Consider the following 21,972-nt stretch of genomic DNA (forward strand, 5'->3'; position numbering starts at 1 on the left):
TTTTGAGTTGAAACGAAGAAAAAGTGTTAGTAGAAAATCGCCTTCGATTTTCCACCAACACAAAATATTATAGAACCATAATTCATAAATGAACAAGCGGTATTCTGATGTAGAGTACCGCTTTTTTTACGTTCAAAAGCGCTAAATAACCTACCAATAATAAAAAAAATCTAGTAGAAAACCTTCCTACGTGGACTCCCTCTGTCTGATAAAGAAACAGAAGAGATTAAAGAATCGCAAAAGAAACTAAGATTCTGGCGCCAACCCTTTTCATTTTAGAAAAAAAAAGCTATTATAATAAAATTGAATACAACAGAAAAGAGGAAGACCATGAAAAAGAAATTACCGTTTTTTGCATTGATTGTTTTTTTTATCACAATATTATCCGCTTGCGGCAGTGAAAAAGAAACTGTTCAATTAAGAGACGAACCATATTTTCAAGAAGAATTTTTATTAGGCACGTATACACGCATCAGAATTTACGATGAAGGCAAAGAATCTGCGATGAAACCAGCGTTTGCCCGCATCAAAGAATTGGGAGACAAGATTACGATCAACCAAGCAGGATCAGAAGTTGACGAGATCAATGCCCATGCTGGAATCAAACCAGTCAAAGTTTCTGATGATATTTATTTTCTATTGAAGGATGCCTATGACTATAGCAAAAAATCTAATGGCGGGTTCAATATGGCTATCGGTGCGATCACCCAATTGTGGCGGATTGGATTTGATGATGCTCGCAAACCGGAACAATCGGAAATTGATGAAGCACTAAAACATATCGATTATCGGAAAGTTGAGTTCAATGATGATGAGAAGACCGTCTATTTAAAAGACAAAGATATGATCATTGACTTAGGAGCGATCGCTAAAGGATATATCACGGATGAAGTAGTCAAAGTATTGAAGGAACAAGGGGTTACCTCGGCAATCGTTGACTTAGGCGGCAATGTCTATGTGTTAGGACATAGCAATCGTGGTGAAGACGAACCTTGGAATGTGGGGATCCAAGATCCCAACGAAGCCCGCGGTTCCATTATTGGCAGTATCAAAGAAACCAACAAAACGGTGGTCACTTCAGGAATCTATGAACGCTATTTGAAAGTCGACGGCAAAACCTATCACCATATCTTTGATTCAGAAACAGGGTATCCGTATGACAATGACATTGCCAGTGTATCTGTGATCACAGATAAATCGATCGATGGCGATGGTTTGACGACGGTGGTTTTTGATAAAGGGATCAAAGCTGGTTTAGAATATATCGAGCAGCACACCGACAAAGGAACAGATGCGATCTTCATCACGAAAGAAGGGATCGTCTATGTTACGGATGGAATCAAAGATACCTTTAAGCTGTCTGAAGAATCAGGTTACACGATGGGCGATCGTGCCGATTTAAAATAAGAGGAGGGATCTTGTGTCTCTTGCAGTATTTTTAGAAGTTGTTGAGATTCGGACTAAGGTTGCAAGTATTTTTCCGTTTATTATGGGAATCTTGTTTTCTCTCGTATACTTCCATGAATTCCATCCATTGAACACCATTATATTTTTTGTAGGGATGATCTTGTTTGATTTAACGACAACATCGATCAATAACTACATGGATTTCAAAAAAGCAAAGTCTAAGGTTTATAAGTATGAACAAAATGTGATCGGTCGGGAAAAGATTCCCGAAACCCTTGTACGGAACATGATTTTTGGCATGTTGGCGCTGACGTTGTTGATCGGTCTTTATCTGACTTGGATGACAGGCTGGCTTTTATTGCTGATGGGATTAGTCGTATGCTTTATCGGGGTGTTTTATACCTTTGGGCCGGTTCCCTTATCTCGGATGCCATTGGGGGAAGTCTTTAGTGGAGTGACGATGGGATTAGGTATTTTTGCCATCACCATCTATCTGAACACTGTCACACAAAAAGTTTTTTATTTAGACATTGATTTTGCGACCGGAACCTTCGGATTAGTGGGTCATCTGTGGGCGGTATGTGCCATTGTATTAGCATCCTTGCCCCTTGTATTTACGATTGCCAATATTATGTTGGCAAATAACTTGCGTGATTTAGAAACAGATATTGAGAACCACCGGTACACATTGGTTTATTACATTGGTCGGACCAACGGCATTCATCTTTTCCAAGGATTGATGCTGGCATCCTACGGTGCGATTTTGATCGGATTTTTGTTTGGTCTTTATCAGTGGCCGATCTTACTCGTCTTTCTAACCTTACCGAAGATTCGCCAAAACTTGAAAGAGCATCAAGCAAGTTTGCCGCACCCAAGAAGCTTTGGTTATTCAATCAAAAACATGATTTTATTTAACAGTAGCTATGCTCTAGGCCTAATTTTATGCCTGATCTGGCAAATGCTCGTTCACTAAATAGCAAGACAAAAACCCGTCAGACAAAGAATGGCTGCATCGTAAGAGCAGTCTTTCTTGATCTGACGGGTCTTTGTTTGGTTTTTTGAAAAAAATGCTGCTAAGAATATTTCTCCAGACTGATTTCACCAGAAGAAAGGACTTTGACATCATCTGTTGTCCGAACCACTAATTCACCAGTAGCAGTGATGGACTCTGCGACTCCTTCATAGCGGATGCCTTGTTGTGTGAAGCAAACGGTTTTACCAAGAACAAATGATTTCTGACGATAAATAGTTAGATAATCATCAGCCGGTAATTGATCCAACAAGTCAAAGAAGCGTGTCCATACTGCTGCGATCAAGCGCGCACGATTGACAGGAGCTTCCCCAGTTGGAAAGAGAGAGGTTGCCCTTTGCTGGATATCTTCTGGGAAAGCTGTCTGAGGGATCGCAAAGTTGATGCCTATGCCGATGACGATCGAAGCGATGCGGCCACTTTCAAAGTCACTAGTGGCTTCAGATAAAATACCGCAGACTTTTTTTCCTTCTAAGTAAATATCGTTGACCCACTTGATTTGTGTTTCTTTGCCGGTCAACTCATCGATTGCTTGTGCCACAGCTACCGCTGCCAATAATGTGTATTGAGGCAACTCGCTGAAGGTATGATTTGGCTTCAGCAATAAGCTCATATAGATTCCTTTTCCTTTGGGTGAAAAGAAAGGACGATTGAATCGACCATGCCCGCCTACCTGTGTTTCTGCTAAAAATAGAGCCGGAGTCGAAAGTTCAGATAAAGCAGCTAGCTTTGCTTCTTTCATCGTGGTCTCAACTTGGTCAGCGATCTGGATCGTTGCTACCATCGGCAGTGCTTCCTGTAACGTGCGTTGTTCGTAACGATCTGCTGATAAATAGCGATAGCCGCTGGCTGAATGTTCAAAGCGGTAGCCTTTTTTCTCTAATTCTTTAATCGCTTTCCAGACGGCAGTCCGTGATATGTCCAATTTTTGGGCAATTTTTTCTCCGGATAAAACGGAGGTTTCTTGTTGCAACAATGCCAAAATCTTTTCTCTAGTTGTCATAGTTGCTCCTTTCAAAATGTTTCACGTGTAACGCTCATGCTTTTTTTGCTAGCATAGCAAGAAAACAAGAAAATGCAAAGAAATTTCTCGTCATTTTTTCTAATTTTAGAGAATCCTTTCTTAAAGAAAACTTAGAATTTGCATGCATCGGAAAAGCGTTGCAACTTTCAATGAAAGCTTGACATCAATGTGCTTCATCTGTATAATAAGGAGTTGCAAAAACTATCTGAAAGAAAAAAGCAGAAACGAAATATTGTCCGTTTCGGCTTGGGAATAAGGAAACAAAAGTAGAAAATGCCCATTGCATCTGTTCTATTTTTGGTTTTTTTTTGCCTAAAAGCCGCAAAAAATGCTTTCTGTAATATATATTTAATATTTGTTACAGTTTTGTAAATAATCGGATAGCCTTTTTGAAAGACTTTATGAAGAGGTGAAGAGCTTGGCTGGACACGTAGTAAAATACGGAAAGCACCGCGAACGTAGAAGTTTCGCACGGATCAGTGAAGTATTAGAATTACCGAATTTGATTGAAATTCAAACCGACTCTTACCAATGGTTCTTAGATGAGGGCCTAAGAGAAATGTTTGAAGATATTTTGCCAATCGAAGGATTTAACGGCAATTTGTCCCTAGAATTTGTAGACTATGAATTGAAAGAACCTAAGTATACAGTGGAAGAAGCTCGTGCACATGATGCCAACTATTCGGCACCTTTGCATGTCACATTGCGTTTAACAAACCGTGAAACTGGCGAAATCAAGTCACAAGAAGTCTTCTTTGGCGATTTTCCATTAATGACGGAACAAGGTACGTTTATCATCAATGGGGCAGAGCGGGTCATCGTTTCTCAGTTAGTCCGTTCACCAGGTGTTTATTTCCATGGGAAAGTCGATAAGAACGGAAAAGAAGGATTCGGCTCAACTGTGATCCCTAACCGCGGTGCGTGGTTAGAAATGGAGACAGATGCGAAAGACATCTCTTATGTACGTATTGACCGTACTCGGAAGATTCCTTTGACTGTGTTAGTGCGTGCCTTAGGGTTTGGTTCAGATGACACGATCTTTGAAATTTTTGGAGACAGTGATTCGTTACGCAACACAATCGAAAAAGACTTGCACAAAAATGCAAGCGACTCTCGGACAGAAGAAGGACTGAAAGATGTTTACGAACGTCTGCGTCCAGGCGAACCCAAAACGGCTGACAGCTCACGCAGCTTGTTGAATGCTCGCTTCTTCGATCCAAAACGCTATGACTTAGCAAATGTTGGTCGTTACAAAGTAAACAAAAAATTAGACTTGAAAACACGTCTATTGAATTTGACATTAGCAGAAACATTGGTTGATCCTGAAACTGGCGAAATCATCGTCGAAAAAGGAACTGTGTTGACTCACCAAGTGATGGAAACATTAGGTGCCTTTATCGATAATGGTTTAAATAGTGTTACTTACTACCCATCAGAAGACGGTGTTGTTACAGAACCAATGACTGTTCAAGTCATCAAAGTCTTTTCACCAAAAGATCCAGAACAAGAAGTGAATGTTATCGGTAATGGCTATCCAGATACGACCGTTCGTACAGTACGTCCAGCGGATATCATTGCTTCTATGAGCTACTTCTTCAATTTAATGGAAGGTATCGGCAATGTTGATGATATCGACCACTTAGGAAACCGCCGCATTCGTTCAGTTGGGGAATTATTGCAAAATCAATTCCGAATCGGACTTGCTCGGATGGAACGTGTCGTTCGTGAACGGATGTCAATCCAAGACACAGAAACATTGACACCGCAACAATTGATCAATATTCGTCCTGTTGTAGCAAGTATCAAAGAATTCTTTGGTTCTTCTCAGTTGTCACAGTTCATGGACCAGACCAACCCATTGGGTGAGTTGACCCATAAACGTCGTTTATCAGCCTTAGGACCTGGTGGTTTGACGCGTGACCGTGCTGGATATGAAGTACGGGACGTTCACTATTCCCACTATGGCCGGATGTGTCCGATCGAAACGCCTGAAGGACCGAACATCGGGTTGATCAATAGCTTGGCGTCTTATGCCAAAGTCAATAAATATGGCTTTATCGAAACCCCTTATCGTCGTGTTGATCGGGAGACTGGCCGTGTGACAGATCAAATCGACTATCTGACTGCAGATATCGAAGACCATTACGTCGTTGCCCAAGCAAACAGTTTGCTGAATGAAGACGGTACATTCGTGAATGATGTTGTTATGGCTCGTGCGACTTCTGAAAACTTAGAAGTGTCGATCGACAAAGTGGACTACATGGACGTTTCACCTAAACAAGTAGTCGCAGTCGCAACAGCTTGTATCCCATTCTTGGAAAACGATGACTCCAACCGTGCCTTGATGGGTGCCAACATGCAGCGGCAAGCAGTTCCATTGATCAACCCTAAATCACCATGGGTTGGTACTGGTATGGAATACAAATCAGCCCATGACTCAGGTGCTGCATTATTGTGTAAACAAGATGGAATCGTCGAATATGTGGATGCTGCTGAAATTCGCGTTCGTCGCGACAATGGCGCATTAGATGTTTATTCGGTAACGAAATTCCGTCGTTCTAACTCAGGAACAAGTTACAACCAACGCCCACTTGTAGCCCTTGGCGAAAAAGTAGAAAAAGGCGACATCCTTGCAGATGGCCCATCCATGGAAAATGGTGAAATGGCATTAGGACAAAACGTTCTAGTCGCATTCATGACTTGGGAAGGGTACAACTATGAAGATGCCATCATCATGAGCCGCCGTTTGGTGAAAGATGATGTCTACACTTCTGTGCATATTGAAGAATATGAATCAGAAGCTCGTGATACAAAATTAGGACCTGAAGAAATCACTCGTGAAATCCCGAATGTCGGGGAAGACGCATTGAAAGATCTAGACGAAATGGGTATCATCCGCATTGGTGCGGAAGTCAAAGATGGCGATCTGTTGGTTGGTAAAGTAACGCCTAAAGGGGTAACGGAACTATCTGCAGAAGAACGCTTGCTTCATGCAATCTTTGGTGAAAAAGCCCGCGAAGTCCGCGATACTTCTCTGCGCGTACCTCACGGTGGTGGTGGAATCGTCCATGATGTGAAAATCTTTACCCGCGAAGCTGGCGATGAATTGTCACCAGGTGTCAATATGCTCGTTCGCGTGTATATCGTTCAAAAACGGAAAATCCATGAAGGGGATAAAATGGCCGGCCGTCACGGAAACAAAGGGGTCGTTTCTCGCATTATGCCAGAAGAAGACATGCCTTTCTTACCAGACGGTACACCAGTTGATATCATGTTGAACCCATTAGGGGTGCCTTCACGGATGAACATTGGACAAGTATTGGAATTACACTTAGGAATGGCTGCCCGCCAATTAGGAATCCACGTTGCTACACCAGTCTTTGATGGTGCCAGCGATGAAGATGTCTGGGCAACAGTTGCAGAAGCCGGCATGGCTAGCGACGCCAAAACCGTTTTGTATGATGGCCGTACTGGAGAACCATTTGATGGTCGAATCTCCGTAGGTGTCATGTATATGATCAAATTGGCCCACATGGTCGATGATAAATTACATGCCCGCTCAATTGGACCATACTCATTGGTTACGCAACAACCATTGGGTGGTAAAGCACAATTTGGTGGACAACGTTTCGGGGAAATGGAAGTTTGGGCACTGGAAGCATACGGTGCTGCTTATACCTTGCAAGAGATCTTGACGTACAAGTCAGATGACGTTGTTGGTCGTGTGAAGACATACGAAGCGATCGTTAAAGGGGAACCAATTCCAAAACCAGGCGTACCAGAATCATTCCGCGTATTAGTCAAAGAATTGCAATCACTTGGTTTAGACATGCGTGTCTTAGACATTGATGATGCAGAGATTGAATTGCGTGATATGGATGATGACGATGATGACTTGATCACCGTGGACGCCTTAACAAAATTTGCCGAACAACAAAATGCTCGTGAAATTGAGCAACAAGCACAAACAGAAGCTAAAAATGCCGCCGATGATTTGAACCAACAAATCGAGACAGCAGAAGATCGCTTGCAATAATAGAAACGAGGGGACACCCGTCAAAATCAGACGGAGGTCTCAACCTCGTGTTCTATCGGATATGTCCATGAAATGAAATGGAGGGAACCTTTTTTGATCGATGTAAATAAATTCGAAAGTATGCAAATCGGTTTGGCTTCTCCTGAAAAAATCAGAAGCTGGTCTTACGGTGAAGTAAAAAAACCTGAAACCATTAACTATCGTACGTTGAAACCTGAACGCGAAGGGTTGTTTGACGAGCGTATTTTCGGCCCAACCAAAGACTGGGAATGTGCCTGCGGAAAATACAAACGAATTCGTTATAAAGGAATCGTTTGTGACCGTTGCGGTGTTGAAGTCACTCGCTCAAAAGTTCGTCGTGAACGGATGGGTCACATTGAATTAGCGGCACCTGTATCACATATTTGGTACTTCAAAGGCATTCCTTCACGGATGGGTCTAGTGTTAGACATGAGCCCACGTGCCTTGGAAGAAATCATTTATTTTGCTTCTTATGTCGTGATCGAGCCAGGAAACACTAGTCTTGAGAAGAAACAATTATTGACTGAACGGGAATACCGTGAAAAACGTGACCAATACGGTCAAGAATTTTCAGCAGCGATGGGTGCTGAAGCCATCAAACAATTGTTGGATGGTGTGGATCTAGACGGCGAAGTGGCCGAACTAAAAGAAGAATTGAAAAATGCGACCGGACAAAAACGGACACGTGCGATCCGTCGTTTGGATATCTTAGAAGCTTTCCGTGCTTCAGGAAACAAACCAAGCTGGATGGTCATGGATGTTATTCCAGTTATCCCGCCTGATTTGCGCCCAATGGTCCAATTAGAAGGTGGCCGTTTCGCAACAAGTGACTTGAACGATCTTTATCGCCGTGTAATCAACCGGAACAACCGCTTGAAACGTCTATTAGACTTAAATGCACCGAATATTATTGTTCAAAATGAAAAACGGATGCTCCAAGAAGCAGTGGATGCCTTGATCGATAATGGTCGTCGCGGTCGTCCAGTTGCAGGACCAGGTAACCGTCCATTGAAATCTCTTTCTCATATGTTGAAAGGGAAACAAGGTCGTTTCCGTCAAAACTTGCTAGGTAAACGTGTTGACTATTCTGGTCGTTCCGTTATCGTCGTTGGTCCATTCCTAAAAATGTATCAATGTGGATTGCCAAAAGAAATGGCGATCGAATTGTTCAAACCATTTGTGATGCGTGAATTGGTTTCTCGTGAAATCGCGTCAAACATCAAAAATGCGAAACGTAAAATCGAACGCCAAGAAGATGAAGTTTGGGATGTCCTAGAAGACGTCATCAAAGAACACCCTGTTCTTTTGAACCGGGCACCTACGTTGCACAGACTTGGAATTCAAGCATTTGAACCTGTATTGGTTGAAGGCCGTGCGATTCGTTTGCACCCACTAGTCTGTGAAGCCTACAACGCCGATTTCGATGGAGACCAAATGGCTGTCCACGTGCCATTGAATGAAGAAGCGCAAGCCGAAGCACGGATGTTGATGTTAGCAGCACAAAACATCTTGAATCCGAAAGACGGTAAGCCAGTTGTAACACCATCTCAAGATATGGTCCTAGGGAACTACTACTTGACGATGGAAGAAGAAGGCCGCGAAGGGGAAGGCATGATCTTCCGCGACATGGACGAAGCAGTAACAGCTTGGCGCAATGGTTACGTGCATTTACACACCCGTATTGCGATCAATCCAAACACATTAGGGGACAAACCATTTACTGCAGAACAAAAAGAACGCTTGATGGTAACGACTGTTGGGAAAGTGATCTTCAACTCGATCATGCCAACAGAATTCCCTTACTTGAATGAACCAACAGATTTCAACTTGACAGTCCAAACACCAGATAAGTACTTTGTCGAAGCTGGAACAGATATTCCTGCTTTCATCAAAGAACAAGAACTAGTCGGACCATTCAAGAAGAAAAACTTAGGAAATATTATTTCTGAAGTCTTCAAACGTTTCCGCATCACTGAAACATCACGGATGCTTGACCGCATGAAAGACTTAGGGTATAGCCATTCTACAATGGCCGGTATCACTGTAGGTATTGCAGATATCATGAACTTGCATGAAAAACATGACATCATCGAAAATGCCCACAAACAAGTTGAAACGATCACGAAACAATTCCGTCGTGGTTTGATCACTGATGATGAACGTTATGAACGCGTAATCGGTGTCTGGAATGCCGCGAAAGATGAGATCCAATTGAAACTGATGGAATCATTGGAAGCGAAAAACCCAATCTTCATGATGTCTGATTCTGGAGCCCGTGGTAACATCTCCAACTTTACTCAGCTTGCTGGGATGCGTGGATTGATGGCTGCGCCGAATGGACAAATCATGGAATTACCGATCATTTCAAACTTCCGTGAAGGACTTTCTGTCTTAGAAATGTTTATCTCTACTCACGGGGCTCGTAAAGGAATGACCGATACCGCCTTGAAGACAGCCGATTCTGGTTACTTGACTCGTCGTTTGGTTGACGTGGCGCAAGATGTCATCATTCGTGAAGAAGATTGCGGAACCGACCGTGGCTTAGATATTCAAGCCATTCGTGAAGGTAACGAAATCATCGAATCATTGGAAGAACGCTTGATTGGACGTTACACACGTAAATCAGCGATCCATCCAGAGACTGGTGCAGTCATTGTCGGACCAGATCAATTGATCACTGAAGACCTTGCCAAAGAAATCGTTGACGCAGGAATCGAAACTGTTTCGATCCGTTCCGTCTTTACATGTAATACAAAACATGGTGTATGTAAACATTGTTATGGTCGTAACTTGGCAACTGGTTCAGAAGTTGAAGTTGGTGAAGCAGTTGGTACGATCGCTGCCCAATCAATCGGTGAACCAGGTACTCAGTTGACCATGCGTACATTCCATACCGGTGGGGTAGCCGGTGATGATATCACTCAAGGTCTGCCTCGTGTCCAAGAAATCTTTGAAGCCCGTAATCCGAAAGGTCAAGCGGTCATCACTGAAGTTACCGGTGAAGTAATCGATATCTCTGAAGATGCGTCTACTCGTACGAAAGAAGTGACGATCAAAGGGGAAACTGATACTCGGACCTATACTGTACCATTTACCGCACGTATGAAAGTGGTCGAAGGAGACTTTATCCATCGTGGTGCACCATTGACAGAAGGATCAATCGATCCAAAACAATTGCTGCAAGTACGTGACGTCTTGTCTGTTGAAAACTATCTATTGCGTGAAGTACAACGCGTTTACCGTATGCAAGGGGTAGAAATCGGCGACAAACATATCGAAGTAATGGTTCGTCAAATGTTGCGTAAAGTTCGTGTCATGGATCCAGGTGATTCAGACATCTTGCCAGGAACATTGATGGATATTGCTGACTTTAAAGACCGCAACTACAACACATTAGTTGCCGGCGGGGTTCCTGCTACCAGCCGCCCAGTCTTACTTGGTATCACAAAAGCATCCTTGGAAACAAACAGCTTCTTATCTGCTGCATCCTTCCAAGAAACAACGCGCGTGTTGACAGATGCTGCGATCCGCGGGAAGAAAGATCCATTACTAGGATTGAAGGAAAATGTTATCATCGGTAAGATTATTCCTGCAGGTACTGGTATGGCTCGCTACCGTGAAATGGAACCAAAAGAAGTCACTGTTGCGAGTGAAAATGTCTATAGTATTTCCGACATTGAAGCGCAAATGGCTGCAGAAGATGCATTGAACAACCAAAACTAAACAAAAGCCCGCTGTTTCGCTAATGAAACAGCGGGCTTTTTTGTTAAAGGAAACGCACGATGACTAATGCTAAACTCAAACAAGGAACAAAGGGCAGCATTCGTAATTGGTTTCTGACAAACAGCATATGCAATGAAAAAAACAAGAGCCCGCAGCAGCTAGCGATAATCAACAGCCACAGGAGTTGGTAAGTAGACAGCCAAGGCGCCCAACCACCAATCAAGAATAAGTCACCATCTCCCAGCTGTTCTTGCCAAACGAAAAAGAATAATGGCAGAAGCAGCAGGAAGTTCTGCCAATGAAAAGGCTGTGCGTTCATGAGATTGGTAAAAGCCAATAAAAACAAAGAAGGATAGAGAATCTCTCCCTTGACACTATAATCGTAGAGATCTGTCAAAGTGAGGAGGTAAGCACTGTTCAACCAGACCAACGCCAGCCAACACTCCCCTACGGATGGTTGTAGGAAAGCAAGCCAGATCAGCCAAGCATAAACGCTTTTTGCCAATAAACTAGCAGCAGTGCAATCCAATAAAACTTGAGCATGCTTGATAAAAGGAAAAAATGGCTGTTGGGCCACGGAATAGAAAATAGGAGGTTTTCTATGAAAATCATCAAAATATTCGCTTGGATCATCCTGCCAGTAAATGGTTTGAATAAACGCATATACCGCTGCACCTAAAATATATCCCCACATCAGATACACTGTCTCCTCCTCCTTTGCCTCATAAAGAAATACGTGAAAAGCTGAGAAATTTTCTCAAGTAGTAGGTTTTGGTGTACTTTTTTTTAGATTCATACTATGCTTGAAATAGAGAATTTAAAGGAGGAATCGTAATGAAATTTGAACAAACAAAAGAAGTGTTGAATCAACTCGTTGCTGACTTAAGTCAAATGGCAATGGTCGTTCACCAAACACACTGGTACATGCGAGGACCTGGCTTTTTAACTTTACATCCAATGATGGATGATTTTATGGATGACTTGAATGATCAATTAGATGTGATCTCTGAACGCTTGATCACATTAGATGGCTCACCATACTCAACATTACGGGAAATGGCAGACAATACACAAATCCCTGATGAAATCGGCAACTGGGACCGTACGATCCCAGAACGTTTAGCTACACTTGTTGAAGGTTATCGTTATCTAGCTGACTTATACCAAAAAGGGATTGAAGTCAGTGGTGAAGAAGGCGATGATCCAACACAAGATATCTTTATCGGCTTCAAAACAGATACTGAAAAACGTATCTGGATGATCCAAGCGCACCTAGGTGAAGCGCCTCAAATCGATCCAGCAAAATCACTTGTGCGTCATTGATTCAGTGAGCATAAAAAAGATTTCTGATCAAACTGTATAAATAGAGTGGAAACCGGAACAGAAGTGTGACTTCTGTTCCGGTTTTTTTCTTTTGCTAAAGAACCTGTCCTTCAGATAGTTCGGTTAAATGAACGATTTTACGCTAAATCTGTCCTTTATTAATGATCAGGGCTTCTTTCGATTTCCAATTTTTTATTCCAAAGTCCACTACTACAGGGTTGTTTTGCTAAAAAATACCTTTTTAAAAGCGATAGAAAACGCTTTCGTATCAAGTGGATTGTGTCTGTCATCCAAAAAAGGAGATTTTTTTCGTTTGTTCAAACATATGAATATTTTCCCATTCGATTTAAATTATAGGTGAGGTGAGGAGAAATGATGAAAAAAATGAGTGTTACACAGAGAATCTATCAAACCGGTGCATTAGCAATTGTCCGCACGGAATCCTTTGAACGAGCGTGTGAAATTGCTGATGGGTGTATCGCCGGTGGTGTACCAGTGATGGAAATGAGTTATACATTGAATAGTGCTGGCGACATCATAAAAAAATTGACAGAAAAATATGGGGATCAATTATGTGTGGGTGCAGGGACAGTTTTTGATAGCGAAACAGCCAGACATGCAATACTGCATGGTGCACAGTTTATTATTGCACCGAATTATTCAAAAGAGGTTGCAAAGATATGTAACCGATACCAAATACCTTATGCACCGGGCTGTACTTCCTTTACAGAGGCTGTCGATTCATTGAGTGCGGGAGCTGCTTTCATCAAAGCCTTTCCAATCTCGGATTTTTATGGTTCTAAACTAGTAACTGTCTTTAAAACACCGATTCCAGATATGCCAATTTTAGCTAGTGGCGGGATCAATCTTGAGAACATAGAAACATGGCTACAACGTGGCGTTGATGTCTGTGGTATCGGGAGCCTATTGACAAAAGGAACGGTGGCAGAAATTACGACCAATGCGGAAGCGATTCATACTGTCGTCCAAAAATACCGTAAGTAGTTTTGGAAAAAAGAGTGGGTAAAGGAAATTTAACAAGCAACAATTAGAAACCGCTTACTAAGTAATAGGAAAGAAAAGGGGAAAATATATGAGTATTGCACTGACAAGAGTAGATTTTAGACTAATTCATGGACAGGTGATCACTCGCTGGCTAAAGCAATGTGATATCAACGAAATCGTGACAGTAGATACAGCACTAAGCAAAGATGAGTTTATGCAAGATGTTTTTAAAATGGCTGCACCTAAAGGGGTTCGGATTCGGATTCTTTCTGTCGAAGAAGCTGTCGCAGCGCAAGAAAATGGCGAATTTGAGAGAAATCGTATTTTGGTTTTACTAAAAAGTGTTCAAGAATTGACCAATGCGATCAACGCCGGTTTGGCATTACCCGAAATTCAAATTGGCGGCTTAGGTGGGGGCCCTGGTAGAAAGGCAGTCAATAATGCCATTACGCTTGATCGCAAAGATGCCGATCAATTATTAGCGATTGAGTCTAAAGGAATCAATGTCTATTTTCAAACGACACCAGATTACCCTTCAGAAACACTTCAAAATGCAGTAAAAAAATTAGCATAAAGAGTAAGGAGTGAAAACATGGTTATTCAATCAGCTTTAGTCGGTTTAATTTATTGGTTAGCAATGGGTCGTGCGAGTTACTTCGTTTCTTTTGCCTTTAGAAAACCGGTAGTTTTAGGTGTTTTTATTGGTCTCGTATATGGGGATGTTCAAGCTGGACTATTATATGGAGCAACGATTCAGTTGATGTACATGGGTGGGATCGAGGCTGGTGGGAATATTCCAAGCGATCAAGCTTTAGCAGCATGTATCGCTATTCCAGCAGCCTTAGCTAGTGGTCTAGAGGCTAGCGCAGCAGTTGCTTTAGCAGTACCATTCGGTGTACTTGGTGTATTGATCAACAATGTTCGTCGTACGATCAACTCATTTTATAATACGCGTGCTGATGCGTTAGTTGAAGCGAATAAATATGATCAATTGTCTTTATTCTCTTTCGTGATTCCTTGGTTAACGAACGGTGTTCTATACTTTACACCGGTATTTATCGCAACCTTATTTGGCACAAATGTCATTCAGGCATTCTTAAATGTTATTCCGGAATGGTTAATGAATGGATTAGCCAATGCAGGAGGAATGTTGCCGGCATTAGGATTTGCATTGACTCTGGTCGTGATGGGTAAAAAACAATATTTACCATTTTTCGTTTTAGGGTTCTTTATGTATGCAGTTCTAGGATTCTCAATGTTGACAGGGGCAGTCTTTGCTGTATGTATTGCAATGATTAGTTCATTATTCAAACAAAATTCTGATGAGGGGGAATTTGCATGAGTGCAGAAATGACAGTTGCTACTGAAAAAAAGGTTACGAAATTGGATTTGTTAAAAGCATGGTGGAAATGGACATTAGCTGTCGAGGTTCCGGTTAGCTTTGACCGAATGCAGGCTTTAGCTTTCAGCTATTCATTAAATAAGACACTTCAAAAAATTTATAAAGATGACCCAGAAGAATTACAAGCAGCGATGAAACGACATGTACAAATGTTTAATACGAATTGTGATTGGGGAAGTATTATTCATGGAATCGTCATTTCTTTAGAAGAACAGCGGGCTAATGGAAATGAAGAGATTACACCTGAAGTCATCGAGTCGTTAAAAATTGGTTTAATGGGACCTTTAGCAGGGATTGGTGATAGCGTCGACCAAGGTATCGTAGCTACAATACCACTCGCGATTTTTGTACCTATGGCTTTGAACGGATCAATTCTAGCAGCATTTATCCCAGGAGTTATCTACATCGCATGGAGTTTTGGCTGGTCATGGTTTTTGATTAATAAAGGATACACTCTAGGAAAGAGTTCTGTATTAAATATTTTGAATTCTGGATCAATCAAAAAAGTCATCGACATTGCGAGTATTGTTGGTCTCTTTATGATTGGGTGTCTGTCTGCGGCGTATGTCAATTTTTCGACGATTCTTGAATTTAGCAATGAAACAGGGACAACCTCGGTTCAAGAAATTATTGACGGTATGCTACCGAGCTTTCTGCCTTTCTGTTTAGTTATGGCAATGTATTTTTATATCATGAAAAAAGGACCCAAATACCTGCAGATCATTATTGCGACGATGCTCTTTGCAATCGCGCTAACCTTTTTTGGTATTTTGTAAGGAAGATTGGAGAAAACGCAAATGAAGATAGTCATTACACCTCGCGGTTTTGCAAATTATGGGGAAAAGGAATTGGACAAACTGCGTTCTCACGGATTTCAAGTGAGTTATAACAACACTGGTCAAGCTTATTCACCTGAAAAATTTCTTGAATTATCAAAGGATGCGGATGGGATTATTGTTGGTGTCGATCTTATTGATCAGGCATTTATCGATCAGTGCCCACAGTTAAAAGTGATTTGCAAATTCGGTGTCGGAACCGACAACATCGATGTTGCTTACGCGGAATCGAAAGGAATTTATGTTGGACGAACCATTGGCTCTAATTCTATCGCTGTCGCAGAACATGTTATGGCGTTAATTTACAGTGAATCAAAAAATATTTATGAAACGGTTCGTGAAGTCAAAGAAGGAGAATGGCAGAAACCTACCGGCAGAGAATTATATGGAAAAACAATTGGTATCATTGGATTTGGTGCGATTGGGAAACAGTTAGCACGACAAGCACAGGGTGTTGGGATGCATGTTCGGATTTATGACGTTTATGATGTGCCGGTTGAAGAGCTGAAACAGTATGATGCAGAGCAACTAGCATTGGAAACATTGCTGCAGGAATCGGATTACGTCTCCCTACATTTACCTTTAACGGAAAAAACTAAAAATCTAATCTCAACTGCTGAATTAAACAGAATGAAAGATAATGCTTGTTTAATCAATACTGCACGAGGAGGCATTGTTGACGAGGAGGCGTTATCTAAAGCTTTAGCTGGGAAAGTCATTCGCAGTGCTTGTTTCGATGTATTTAGTTCAGAGCCGCCGAAATCTGAGGACCCATTGCTTGCGAGGGAAAACTTCTATCTAACACCCCATACAGGTGCCAGAACGATTGAATCCGAAGCCAGAACTTGCGAAATTTCAACGGATATTGTTTTGAGTAAATTGCTAAACTATGAAGGAGAGAGAAAATGACTAAATTGAATCTAGTCGTGGCAACTCACGGATCATTTGGCGCAGAATTGATTCGTTCGGCTGAAATGATCGTAGGAAAGACGGTGAATGTCTATAGCCTATCACTGCTTCTCGATAAATCTTTTGAAAACTTTTTGGCAGAAGCCAATGAATTATTTGAAACCATTAGTGGGCCAACGATTGCTTTAGTTGATCTATTTGGAGGAACACCCTCCAATGTACTGACGGCGTTGACCAAAAAATACCAGCATAAAGTGGTGACTGGTGTAAACTTGCCAATGTTTATTGATTTATATATGAAAGGCACAACTGCCGAGACGATTGATCTGGATGCGTTTGTTGAGAGTTGTTTTACGGTTGCAAAAGAAAGTGTTGTTTTAACAAATGAACAGTTGTTGAGTGAAGGAGACTAAAAGATGTTTGAAGGAATAATTACCCCAATTGTCACCCCTTTTCATAGAGATACAGCTGAAACCATCAATTATGAGGCAATGGAAAACTTGGTGGATCATCTGATTGAAAAAGGTGTGTCTGGAATATTCCCCTTAGGAAGTAACGGGGAGTTTCATGTGTTAAATTCAGAAGAAAAAATGGCTTTTTCAAAAGCGGTCATTGATCATGTGGCAAAACGAGTACCTGTTTATATTGGAACTGGCGCATGTTCTACAAAAGAAACGATCGAACTATCACAAAAAGCGGAGTCACTGGGAGCCGATGCTTTATCTGTCATAACGCCTTATTTTATAACCCCATCTGATGAAGAAATTTTGCAGCATTATCAAAAGGTAGCGAACAGTGTACAGATCCCAATCATTCTATACAATATTCCTAAAAATACTGGATGTAATATTTCGAAAGAAGTTTTGAGAGAGTTGACAAAATTACCCAATGTTTTAGGAATCAAGGATAGCAGCGGAGACTTGAACAACTTAAAGGACTACCTAGAAGTAACTGAGGGCACAAAGGTTAACGTGTTGGTTGGATCTGACTCGAAAATTTTAGCCGGCTATAAACTAGGCGCATCTGGGGCAATTGCTGGTACAAGCAATTTAATCACGGAAACGATCGTGAGCTTGGATCAGGCAATCAGAGGGAATAACTGGGAATCAGCGGAGAAATTACAAAATGACATTGAAGAATTACGTGGTGCACTAAAATTAGGAACAGTACCTTCAATATTAAAAAGAGCAATTGAATTGGCTGCGATTGCCGAAGTAGGTCCCGCTCGACGACCAGTGAAAGAAACAACAGCATCCGATGACAGGAAAATTTTGTCTATGCTAAAGTATTACAATTTAATTGATTAAGTGTGAGGATTCTTTAAAAATTTGTTGATAAGAAATGTTATGTTTATGCTGGATCCGTATTTTTTAGCTTGAGGTGAATATAATGAATTTGGAGCAAATTTTTAAAGAATTTATTTTTGTTGTACAAGAAAACCCCAAATATACGATTGGCCTTATAGATAATTATGGAAAAGTTATTTCCAGTAGCGATAAAAGAAAAAATGGTACTTTGATCGACCTAAGTCAACAAGGTAAAGACGACCACTTCTATAAAATTGCTGTTGAAGAGAAAGACTATGGTTATTTATGGGTAAATGGACAGGATGATAGTTTAAGTATTGTGGCAAATTTGCTGTCAGAGTCGCTTAAAACAAGAATTATTTATGAAATGAATCAAGAAGCTGCTAGACAAAGTTTAAGTTTGGAAGAACAATTGATCAAAGCACTGATTGCCAAGAGGAATTTTAGCATTGACGAAGTTCTGCGTCTTGTTCAAGAACTGCACATTGATGGAACAAAGCCAAGAGTAGCAATCCGTATAGTCAAAGGAACAGCTTTTGATGTGCAAGAAGTGACAAACTTAAAGTACAAAATCAATGAAGATGAGACTATTTACTCATTGATGGCAGATAATGAGATAATTATGTTTAAAGTCATTCCAAAAAATTTGATGGAGCTGACGGTCAAAGACTATCTCAACAGTTTTATTCGCGATCTGCAAGAATGGGGATTAAGTGACTGCTATTTTTATGTAGGCAGTGTGCAAAATAAGTTGCGGCTATTCCAGTCAAGCTATCAACATACATATTGGCTGAAGAGAAATTTTGCAATGGAAGGACAAAAGATTTACCATTTTTGGGACTACGTCCTTAATTACCTAGCAAATCGAGTTCCTCACCAAGAAGTAACGAATCTGTTTGATTATTTTAATGGAGGAATCAACAAAATTGATACTGCTGAACTGATCAGTATTGCAAGACATTTATACACTAATGATTATAATCTGACACAGACAGCAGAAAGTTTGTTTTTACACAAAAATACTCTAGTGTATAAAATCAAACGATTTGAGGAACTATTTCATATCGATATTCGTGGGAGTTTTCAAGGTAAGATCCAGTTTTATTTACTAGCTAACTATTTAAGTGATAATGACAAGCGTGAGCAGGCAGGTGAGATCTATGAGTAAGAAAGTGAAATTAGTCAGAGTGGACAAACGGTTGTTGCATGCAACAGTGGCATTGAATTGGAACAACTTCATTAATGCTAGTTATATCGCGATTGTAGATCCTACTCATAAAGATGATCCTTTCCTGGAGAAAGTTTTGCAGCTTAGCTTTTCTAATAAAAGTAAAGTTAGTATCTTCTCAGTCGATCAATTATTGGAATTTTTAGCACAGGACACGGAAGAAAAATGCAATGTAATGATTATTTTCAAAAATATTTGTGCGATAAGAGAGGCTGTGAATAAGGGGTTTTCTTCAAAAGAAGTGCAACTTCCTTATCCAGCAAGTCGAATTCTCTTGAAGAAAATCGATGAATATTTCACTCAGGAAGAAATGACAGCTATACGAGAAATCCAAGAAAAAGGCGTCAAGTTTTTCTTCCAAACGACACCTATGGATACAAAAGATTATTCGGTTTTCAATAAATAGAAATCAGGTGAAAGAATGGGATTGAGTTATGATCAGTGTGTACTAGATGAATTGGCTTTAGCGATGGACAAAATCGATGGAGGATCTTTAGAAGCTGCGAAAGAGACGATTCTCCAAACAGAAGCTGACGGAGGGCGCGTCCATGTAACGGGGATCGGAAAACCCTCTTATGTTGCGGGATATATTGCTTCATTGCTTTCATCCACCGGTACGCCAAGCTATTTTTTAGATGGAACGGAAGCGGTCCATGGATCAAGTGGTCAAGTAAAAGCTGGTGATGTAGTGATCGCTATTTCTAACAGTGGGGAAACCAAAGAACTACTCTATACAGTTGAGACACTTAAGAATAATGGTGCAAAAATTATCGGCGTCTCCAAAAGAAGTGACTCTACGCTCAGTCATTTATCGGATGTTTCCCTATGCGCGGCAGTTCATAAAGAAGGGGATCTATTGAACAAGCCGCCTCGCTTATCGGTTTTGGTACAAATTATTGTTTTACAAAAGCTATCGCTACTCTTGCAAGAAGCTCGAAAGTTAACCCCAGAAATGTATGTGCAATGGCATCCAGGGGGAGCGATTGGCGAGTCGCTAATACAGCAGGAAAATTGCTAAAGGATACGAATTTTGATTAGATGATTTTTGATTAAGATAGGTAACAATCAAAAGGTTAGTTGTTCTTAATCCAACAGGTACTTGTATAGGAAAACGATAACAAGTTTTTCACTATCAGAATTTATAAAGCACAGGCTTTCGTATTTCTGATAGACATAAAAAAGGCTTTGACAGAAGCCCTTCAGCAAACAGAATAATCAAACGATGAGATTGTCTCTGCAGTTAGCAGAACCGATTCGCAAATAGGTAATGGATCACACCATTCATTTATCATCGTTGAGATTATTTTGGTTAGCTAGTTCTTCTGCAGCCTTTTTTTTATGCCAATGCCAAGGATTGCTTGGCGGCTTCGATCTGTTGTTTGACTTGGTCAAATCCGGTACCGCCGTAAGAATGCCGGTTCTTGACTGCCGTATAAGAGTCCAGTTTATCGTAAATGTCAGCTTCGATCACTGGCTGGACTGCTTGATACTCTTCTAGTGGGATATCCTGTAGATAAATGCCTTTACTGAGGCACTCACTCACCAATTTACCAACGATTTCATGGGCTTGTCGGAAAGGAATTCCTTTACCTGCTAAATAATCCGCCAGTTCAGTGGCATTGGAAAAGTCTTTTTCTGTCGAACGTTTCATTCGCTCATGGTTGACTTGCATCGTTTGGATCATTCCGGTCATGATCTGCAAGCTTTTCACAATGGTTTCGGTGGTATCGAACATGCCTTCTTTGTCTTCTTGGAAATCTTTGTTATAAGCCAAAGGCAGACCTTTCATGACCGTCAATAAACTAAAAAGGTTGCCATAGACACGTCCTGTTTTGCCGCGGATCAATTCCGCCATGTCAGGATTCTTTTTTTGCGGCATGATTGAACTACCTGTAGAGAAAGTATCCGTCAATTCCACGAATTGAAACTCATGACTGCACCAAAGAATCAACTCTTCACAAAAACGAGAAAGATGCATCATCAAAATCGCGGCATTACTCAAAAATTCCAGAATAAAATCACGGTCACTAACGGCATCCAGACTATTGCTGTAAATCGAGCCAAAACCTAATGCTTCCGCACTATAGGCACGGTCGATAGGGAATGTGGTGCCAGCCAATGCAGCACTGCCTAAAGGCATGATATCGATCCGAGTGAGACTTTCTGTAAACCGTTCTTGATCGCGGGTCAACATGCTGTAATAGGCTAACAAGTGATGGGCAAAAGAAATCGGCTGTGCATGCTGCAGGTGAGTATAGCCGGGCATGATCGTGTAGATATTGCTTTCAGCTTGCTCCACTAGTACGTGACGGAACGCCGCAATCAAGTCGATGACTTCCTTTACCACATCCTTCAAGTACAAGTGCATATCCGTCGCAACTTGATCATTCCGACTCCGGGCCGTATGCAATTTGCCAGCGACGGGTCCAATTTCTTCATGTAAAAAGGTCTCGATATTCAAATGAATATCTTCGTTCTCAATCGAAAAGGTCAGTTCACCATCCGCTAATTTTTCTTGGATCGCTAACAAGCCTTGAATGATTTTGTTGCCATCTGCTTCATCAATGATCCCCGTGTGGATCAGCATTTTGACGTGAGCCAAACTGCCTTGGATGTCCTGTTTTGCCAATAATTGATCGAAAGGAATCGACGCTCCAAAGGCATCGATCCATGCTTCATTTTTGCCGTCGAAACGACCGCCCCATAATTTTGCCATTTTGC

General features: G+C 41.2%; 18 protein-coding genes. 15 read left to right on the forward strand and 3 right to left on the reverse strand.

Features of this window, described 5'->3' with window-relative positions; translation table 11 throughout:
• Nucleotides 1-330: 330 nt before the first annotated feature.
• Nucleotides 331-1,407 (forward strand): FAD:protein FMN transferase, encoded by a 1,077-nt coding sequence (locus AB5Z52_RS06855; RefSeq protein ID WP_288551648.1) that lies wholly within the window; start codon nt 331-333, stop codon nt 1,405-1,407.
• 13 nt (nt 1,408-1,420) lie between these two features.
• The gene (menA, locus tag AB5Z52_RS06860; RefSeq protein WP_029487376.1) at nt 1,421-2,380 is read left to right on the forward strand and encodes a 1,4-dihydroxy-2-naphthoate polyprenyltransferase; all 960 of its coding nucleotides are present in this window, start codon (nt 1,421-1,423) and stop codon (nt 2,378-2,380) included.
• A 100-nt stretch (nt 2,381-2,480) separates the two neighbouring features.
• Here the strand turns inward: menA and AB5Z52_RS06865 are convergent, their stop codons facing one another.
• On the reverse strand, nt 2,481-3,440 hold the full coding sequence (locus AB5Z52_RS06865; protein WP_005469778.1) for a biotin--[acetyl-CoA-carboxylase] ligase: 960 nt from the start codon (nt 3,438-3,440) through the stop codon (nt 2,481-2,483).
• A 439-nt stretch (nt 3,441-3,879) separates the two neighbouring features.
• Here AB5Z52_RS06865 and rpoB point away from each other — a divergent pair, with 439 nt between their 5' ends.
• Together rpoB and rpoC are read left to right on the forward strand one after the other, a co-directional pair.
• Complete coding sequence (rpoB, locus tag AB5Z52_RS06870; RefSeq protein ID WP_005469779.1) at nt 3,880-7,497, forward strand: DNA-directed RNA polymerase subunit beta; 3,618 nt, start codon at nt 3,880-3,882, stop codon at nt 7,495-7,497.
• Nucleotides 7,498-7,590: 93 nt separating this feature from the next.
• Nucleotides 7,591-11,241 carry a DNA-directed RNA polymerase subunit beta' gene (gene rpoC, locus AB5Z52_RS06875; RefSeq protein ID WP_003128876.1) on the forward strand — a complete coding sequence of 1,217 codons (3,651 nt, stop codon included), beginning with the start codon at nt 7,591-7,593 and terminating at the stop codon, nt 11,239-11,241.
• 43 nt (nt 11,242-11,284) lie between these two features.
• On the opposite strand, the gene AB5Z52_RS06880 is transcribed toward rpoC, so the two are convergent.
• The gene (locus AB5Z52_RS06880; RefSeq protein ID WP_005469780.1) at nt 11,285-11,935 is read right to left on the reverse strand and encodes a hypothetical protein; all 651 of its coding nucleotides are present in this window, start codon (nt 11,933-11,935) and stop codon (nt 11,285-11,287) included.
• A gap of 140 nt (nt 11,936-12,075) precedes the next feature.
• Here AB5Z52_RS06880 and AB5Z52_RS06885 point away from each other — a divergent pair, with 140 nt between their 5' ends.
• The 11 genes from AB5Z52_RS06885 (at nt 12,076) to AB5Z52_RS06935 (ending at nt 20,269) form a co-directional block, all read left to right on the forward strand.
• Nucleotides 12,076-12,564: a DNA starvation/stationary phase protection protein gene (locus AB5Z52_RS06885; protein ID WP_288551649.1), complete on the forward strand. Its 489-nt coding sequence runs from the start codon at nt 12,076-12,078 to the stop codon at nt 12,562-12,564.
• A 375-nt stretch (nt 12,565-12,939) separates the two neighbouring features.
• Nucleotides 12,940-13,569, forward strand: a complete 630-nt coding sequence (locus tag AB5Z52_RS06890; protein WP_005469782.1) for a ketohydroxyglutarate aldolase — start codon at nt 12,940-12,942, stop codon at nt 13,567-13,569.
• An 88-nt stretch (nt 13,570-13,657) separates the two neighbouring features.
• Entirely contained in the window at nt 13,658-14,143 is a 486-nt protein-coding gene (locus AB5Z52_RS06895) for a PTS sugar transporter subunit IIB (protein WP_003128882.1), read from the forward strand.
• 18 nt (nt 14,144-14,161) lie between these two features.
• The gene (locus AB5Z52_RS06900) at nt 14,162-14,911 is read left to right on the forward strand and encodes a PTS sugar transporter subunit IIC (RefSeq protein WP_005469783.1); all 750 of its coding nucleotides are present in this window, start codon (nt 14,162-14,164) and stop codon (nt 14,909-14,911) included.
• Complete coding sequence (locus AB5Z52_RS06905; protein ID WP_003128884.1) at nt 14,908-15,747, forward strand: PTS system mannose/fructose/sorbose family transporter subunit IID; 840 nt, start codon at nt 14,908-14,910, stop codon at nt 15,745-15,747. The genes AB5Z52_RS06900 and AB5Z52_RS06905 overlap by 4 nt, the downstream gene beginning before the upstream one ends.
• A gap of 21 nt (nt 15,748-15,768) precedes the next feature.
• Nucleotides 15,769-16,716 (forward strand): phosphoglycerate dehydrogenase, encoded by a 948-nt coding sequence (locus AB5Z52_RS06910; protein ID WP_003128885.1) that lies wholly within the window; start codon nt 15,769-15,771, stop codon nt 16,714-16,716.
• The gene (locus AB5Z52_RS06915) at nt 16,713-17,129 is read left to right on the forward strand and encodes a PTS sugar transporter subunit IIA (RefSeq protein ID WP_368243610.1); all 417 of its coding nucleotides are present in this window, start codon (nt 16,713-16,715) and stop codon (nt 17,127-17,129) included. Before AB5Z52_RS06910 ends, AB5Z52_RS06915 begins: the two co-directional genes overlap by 4 nt.
• 3 nt (nt 17,130-17,132) lie before the next feature.
• A complete protein-coding gene (gene dapA / locus AB5Z52_RS06920) occupies nt 17,133-18,023 on the forward strand; it encodes a 4-hydroxy-tetrahydrodipicolinate synthase (protein ID WP_003128887.1) in 891 nt (296 codons plus the stop codon).
• A gap of 82 nt (nt 18,024-18,105) precedes the next feature.
• The gene (locus tag AB5Z52_RS06925; RefSeq protein WP_003128888.1) at nt 18,106-19,191 is read left to right on the forward strand and encodes a CdaR family transcriptional regulator; all 1,086 of its coding nucleotides are present in this window, start codon (nt 18,106-18,108) and stop codon (nt 19,189-19,191) included.
• The gene (locus AB5Z52_RS06930; RefSeq protein WP_368266857.1) at nt 19,184-19,657 is read left to right on the forward strand and encodes a PTS sugar transporter subunit IIB; all 474 of its coding nucleotides are present in this window, start codon (nt 19,184-19,186) and stop codon (nt 19,655-19,657) included. The genes AB5Z52_RS06925 and AB5Z52_RS06930 overlap by 8 nt, the downstream gene beginning before the upstream one ends.
• A 15-nt stretch (nt 19,658-19,672) precedes the next feature.
• Nucleotides 19,673-20,269, forward strand: coding sequence for an SIS domain-containing protein (locus tag AB5Z52_RS06935; protein WP_288551650.1), 597 nt, complete (start codon nt 19,673-19,675; stop codon nt 20,267-20,269).
• A gap of 318 nt (nt 20,270-20,587) precedes the next feature.
• Here the strand turns inward: AB5Z52_RS06935 and argH are convergent, their stop codons facing one another.
• Nucleotides 20,588-21,967, reverse strand: a complete 1,380-nt coding sequence (argH, locus tag AB5Z52_RS06940; protein ID WP_041120323.1) for an argininosuccinate lyase — start codon at nt 21,965-21,967, stop codon at nt 20,588-20,590.
• Between the last annotated feature and the right edge of the window lie 5 nt (nt 21,968-21,972).

The organism is Enterococcus sp. RTP21361st1_A6_RTP21361_211029 (assembly GCF_040910045.1).
Lineage (GTDB): Bacteria > Bacillota > Bacilli > Lactobacillales > Enterococcaceae > Enterococcus_D > Enterococcus_D gallinarum.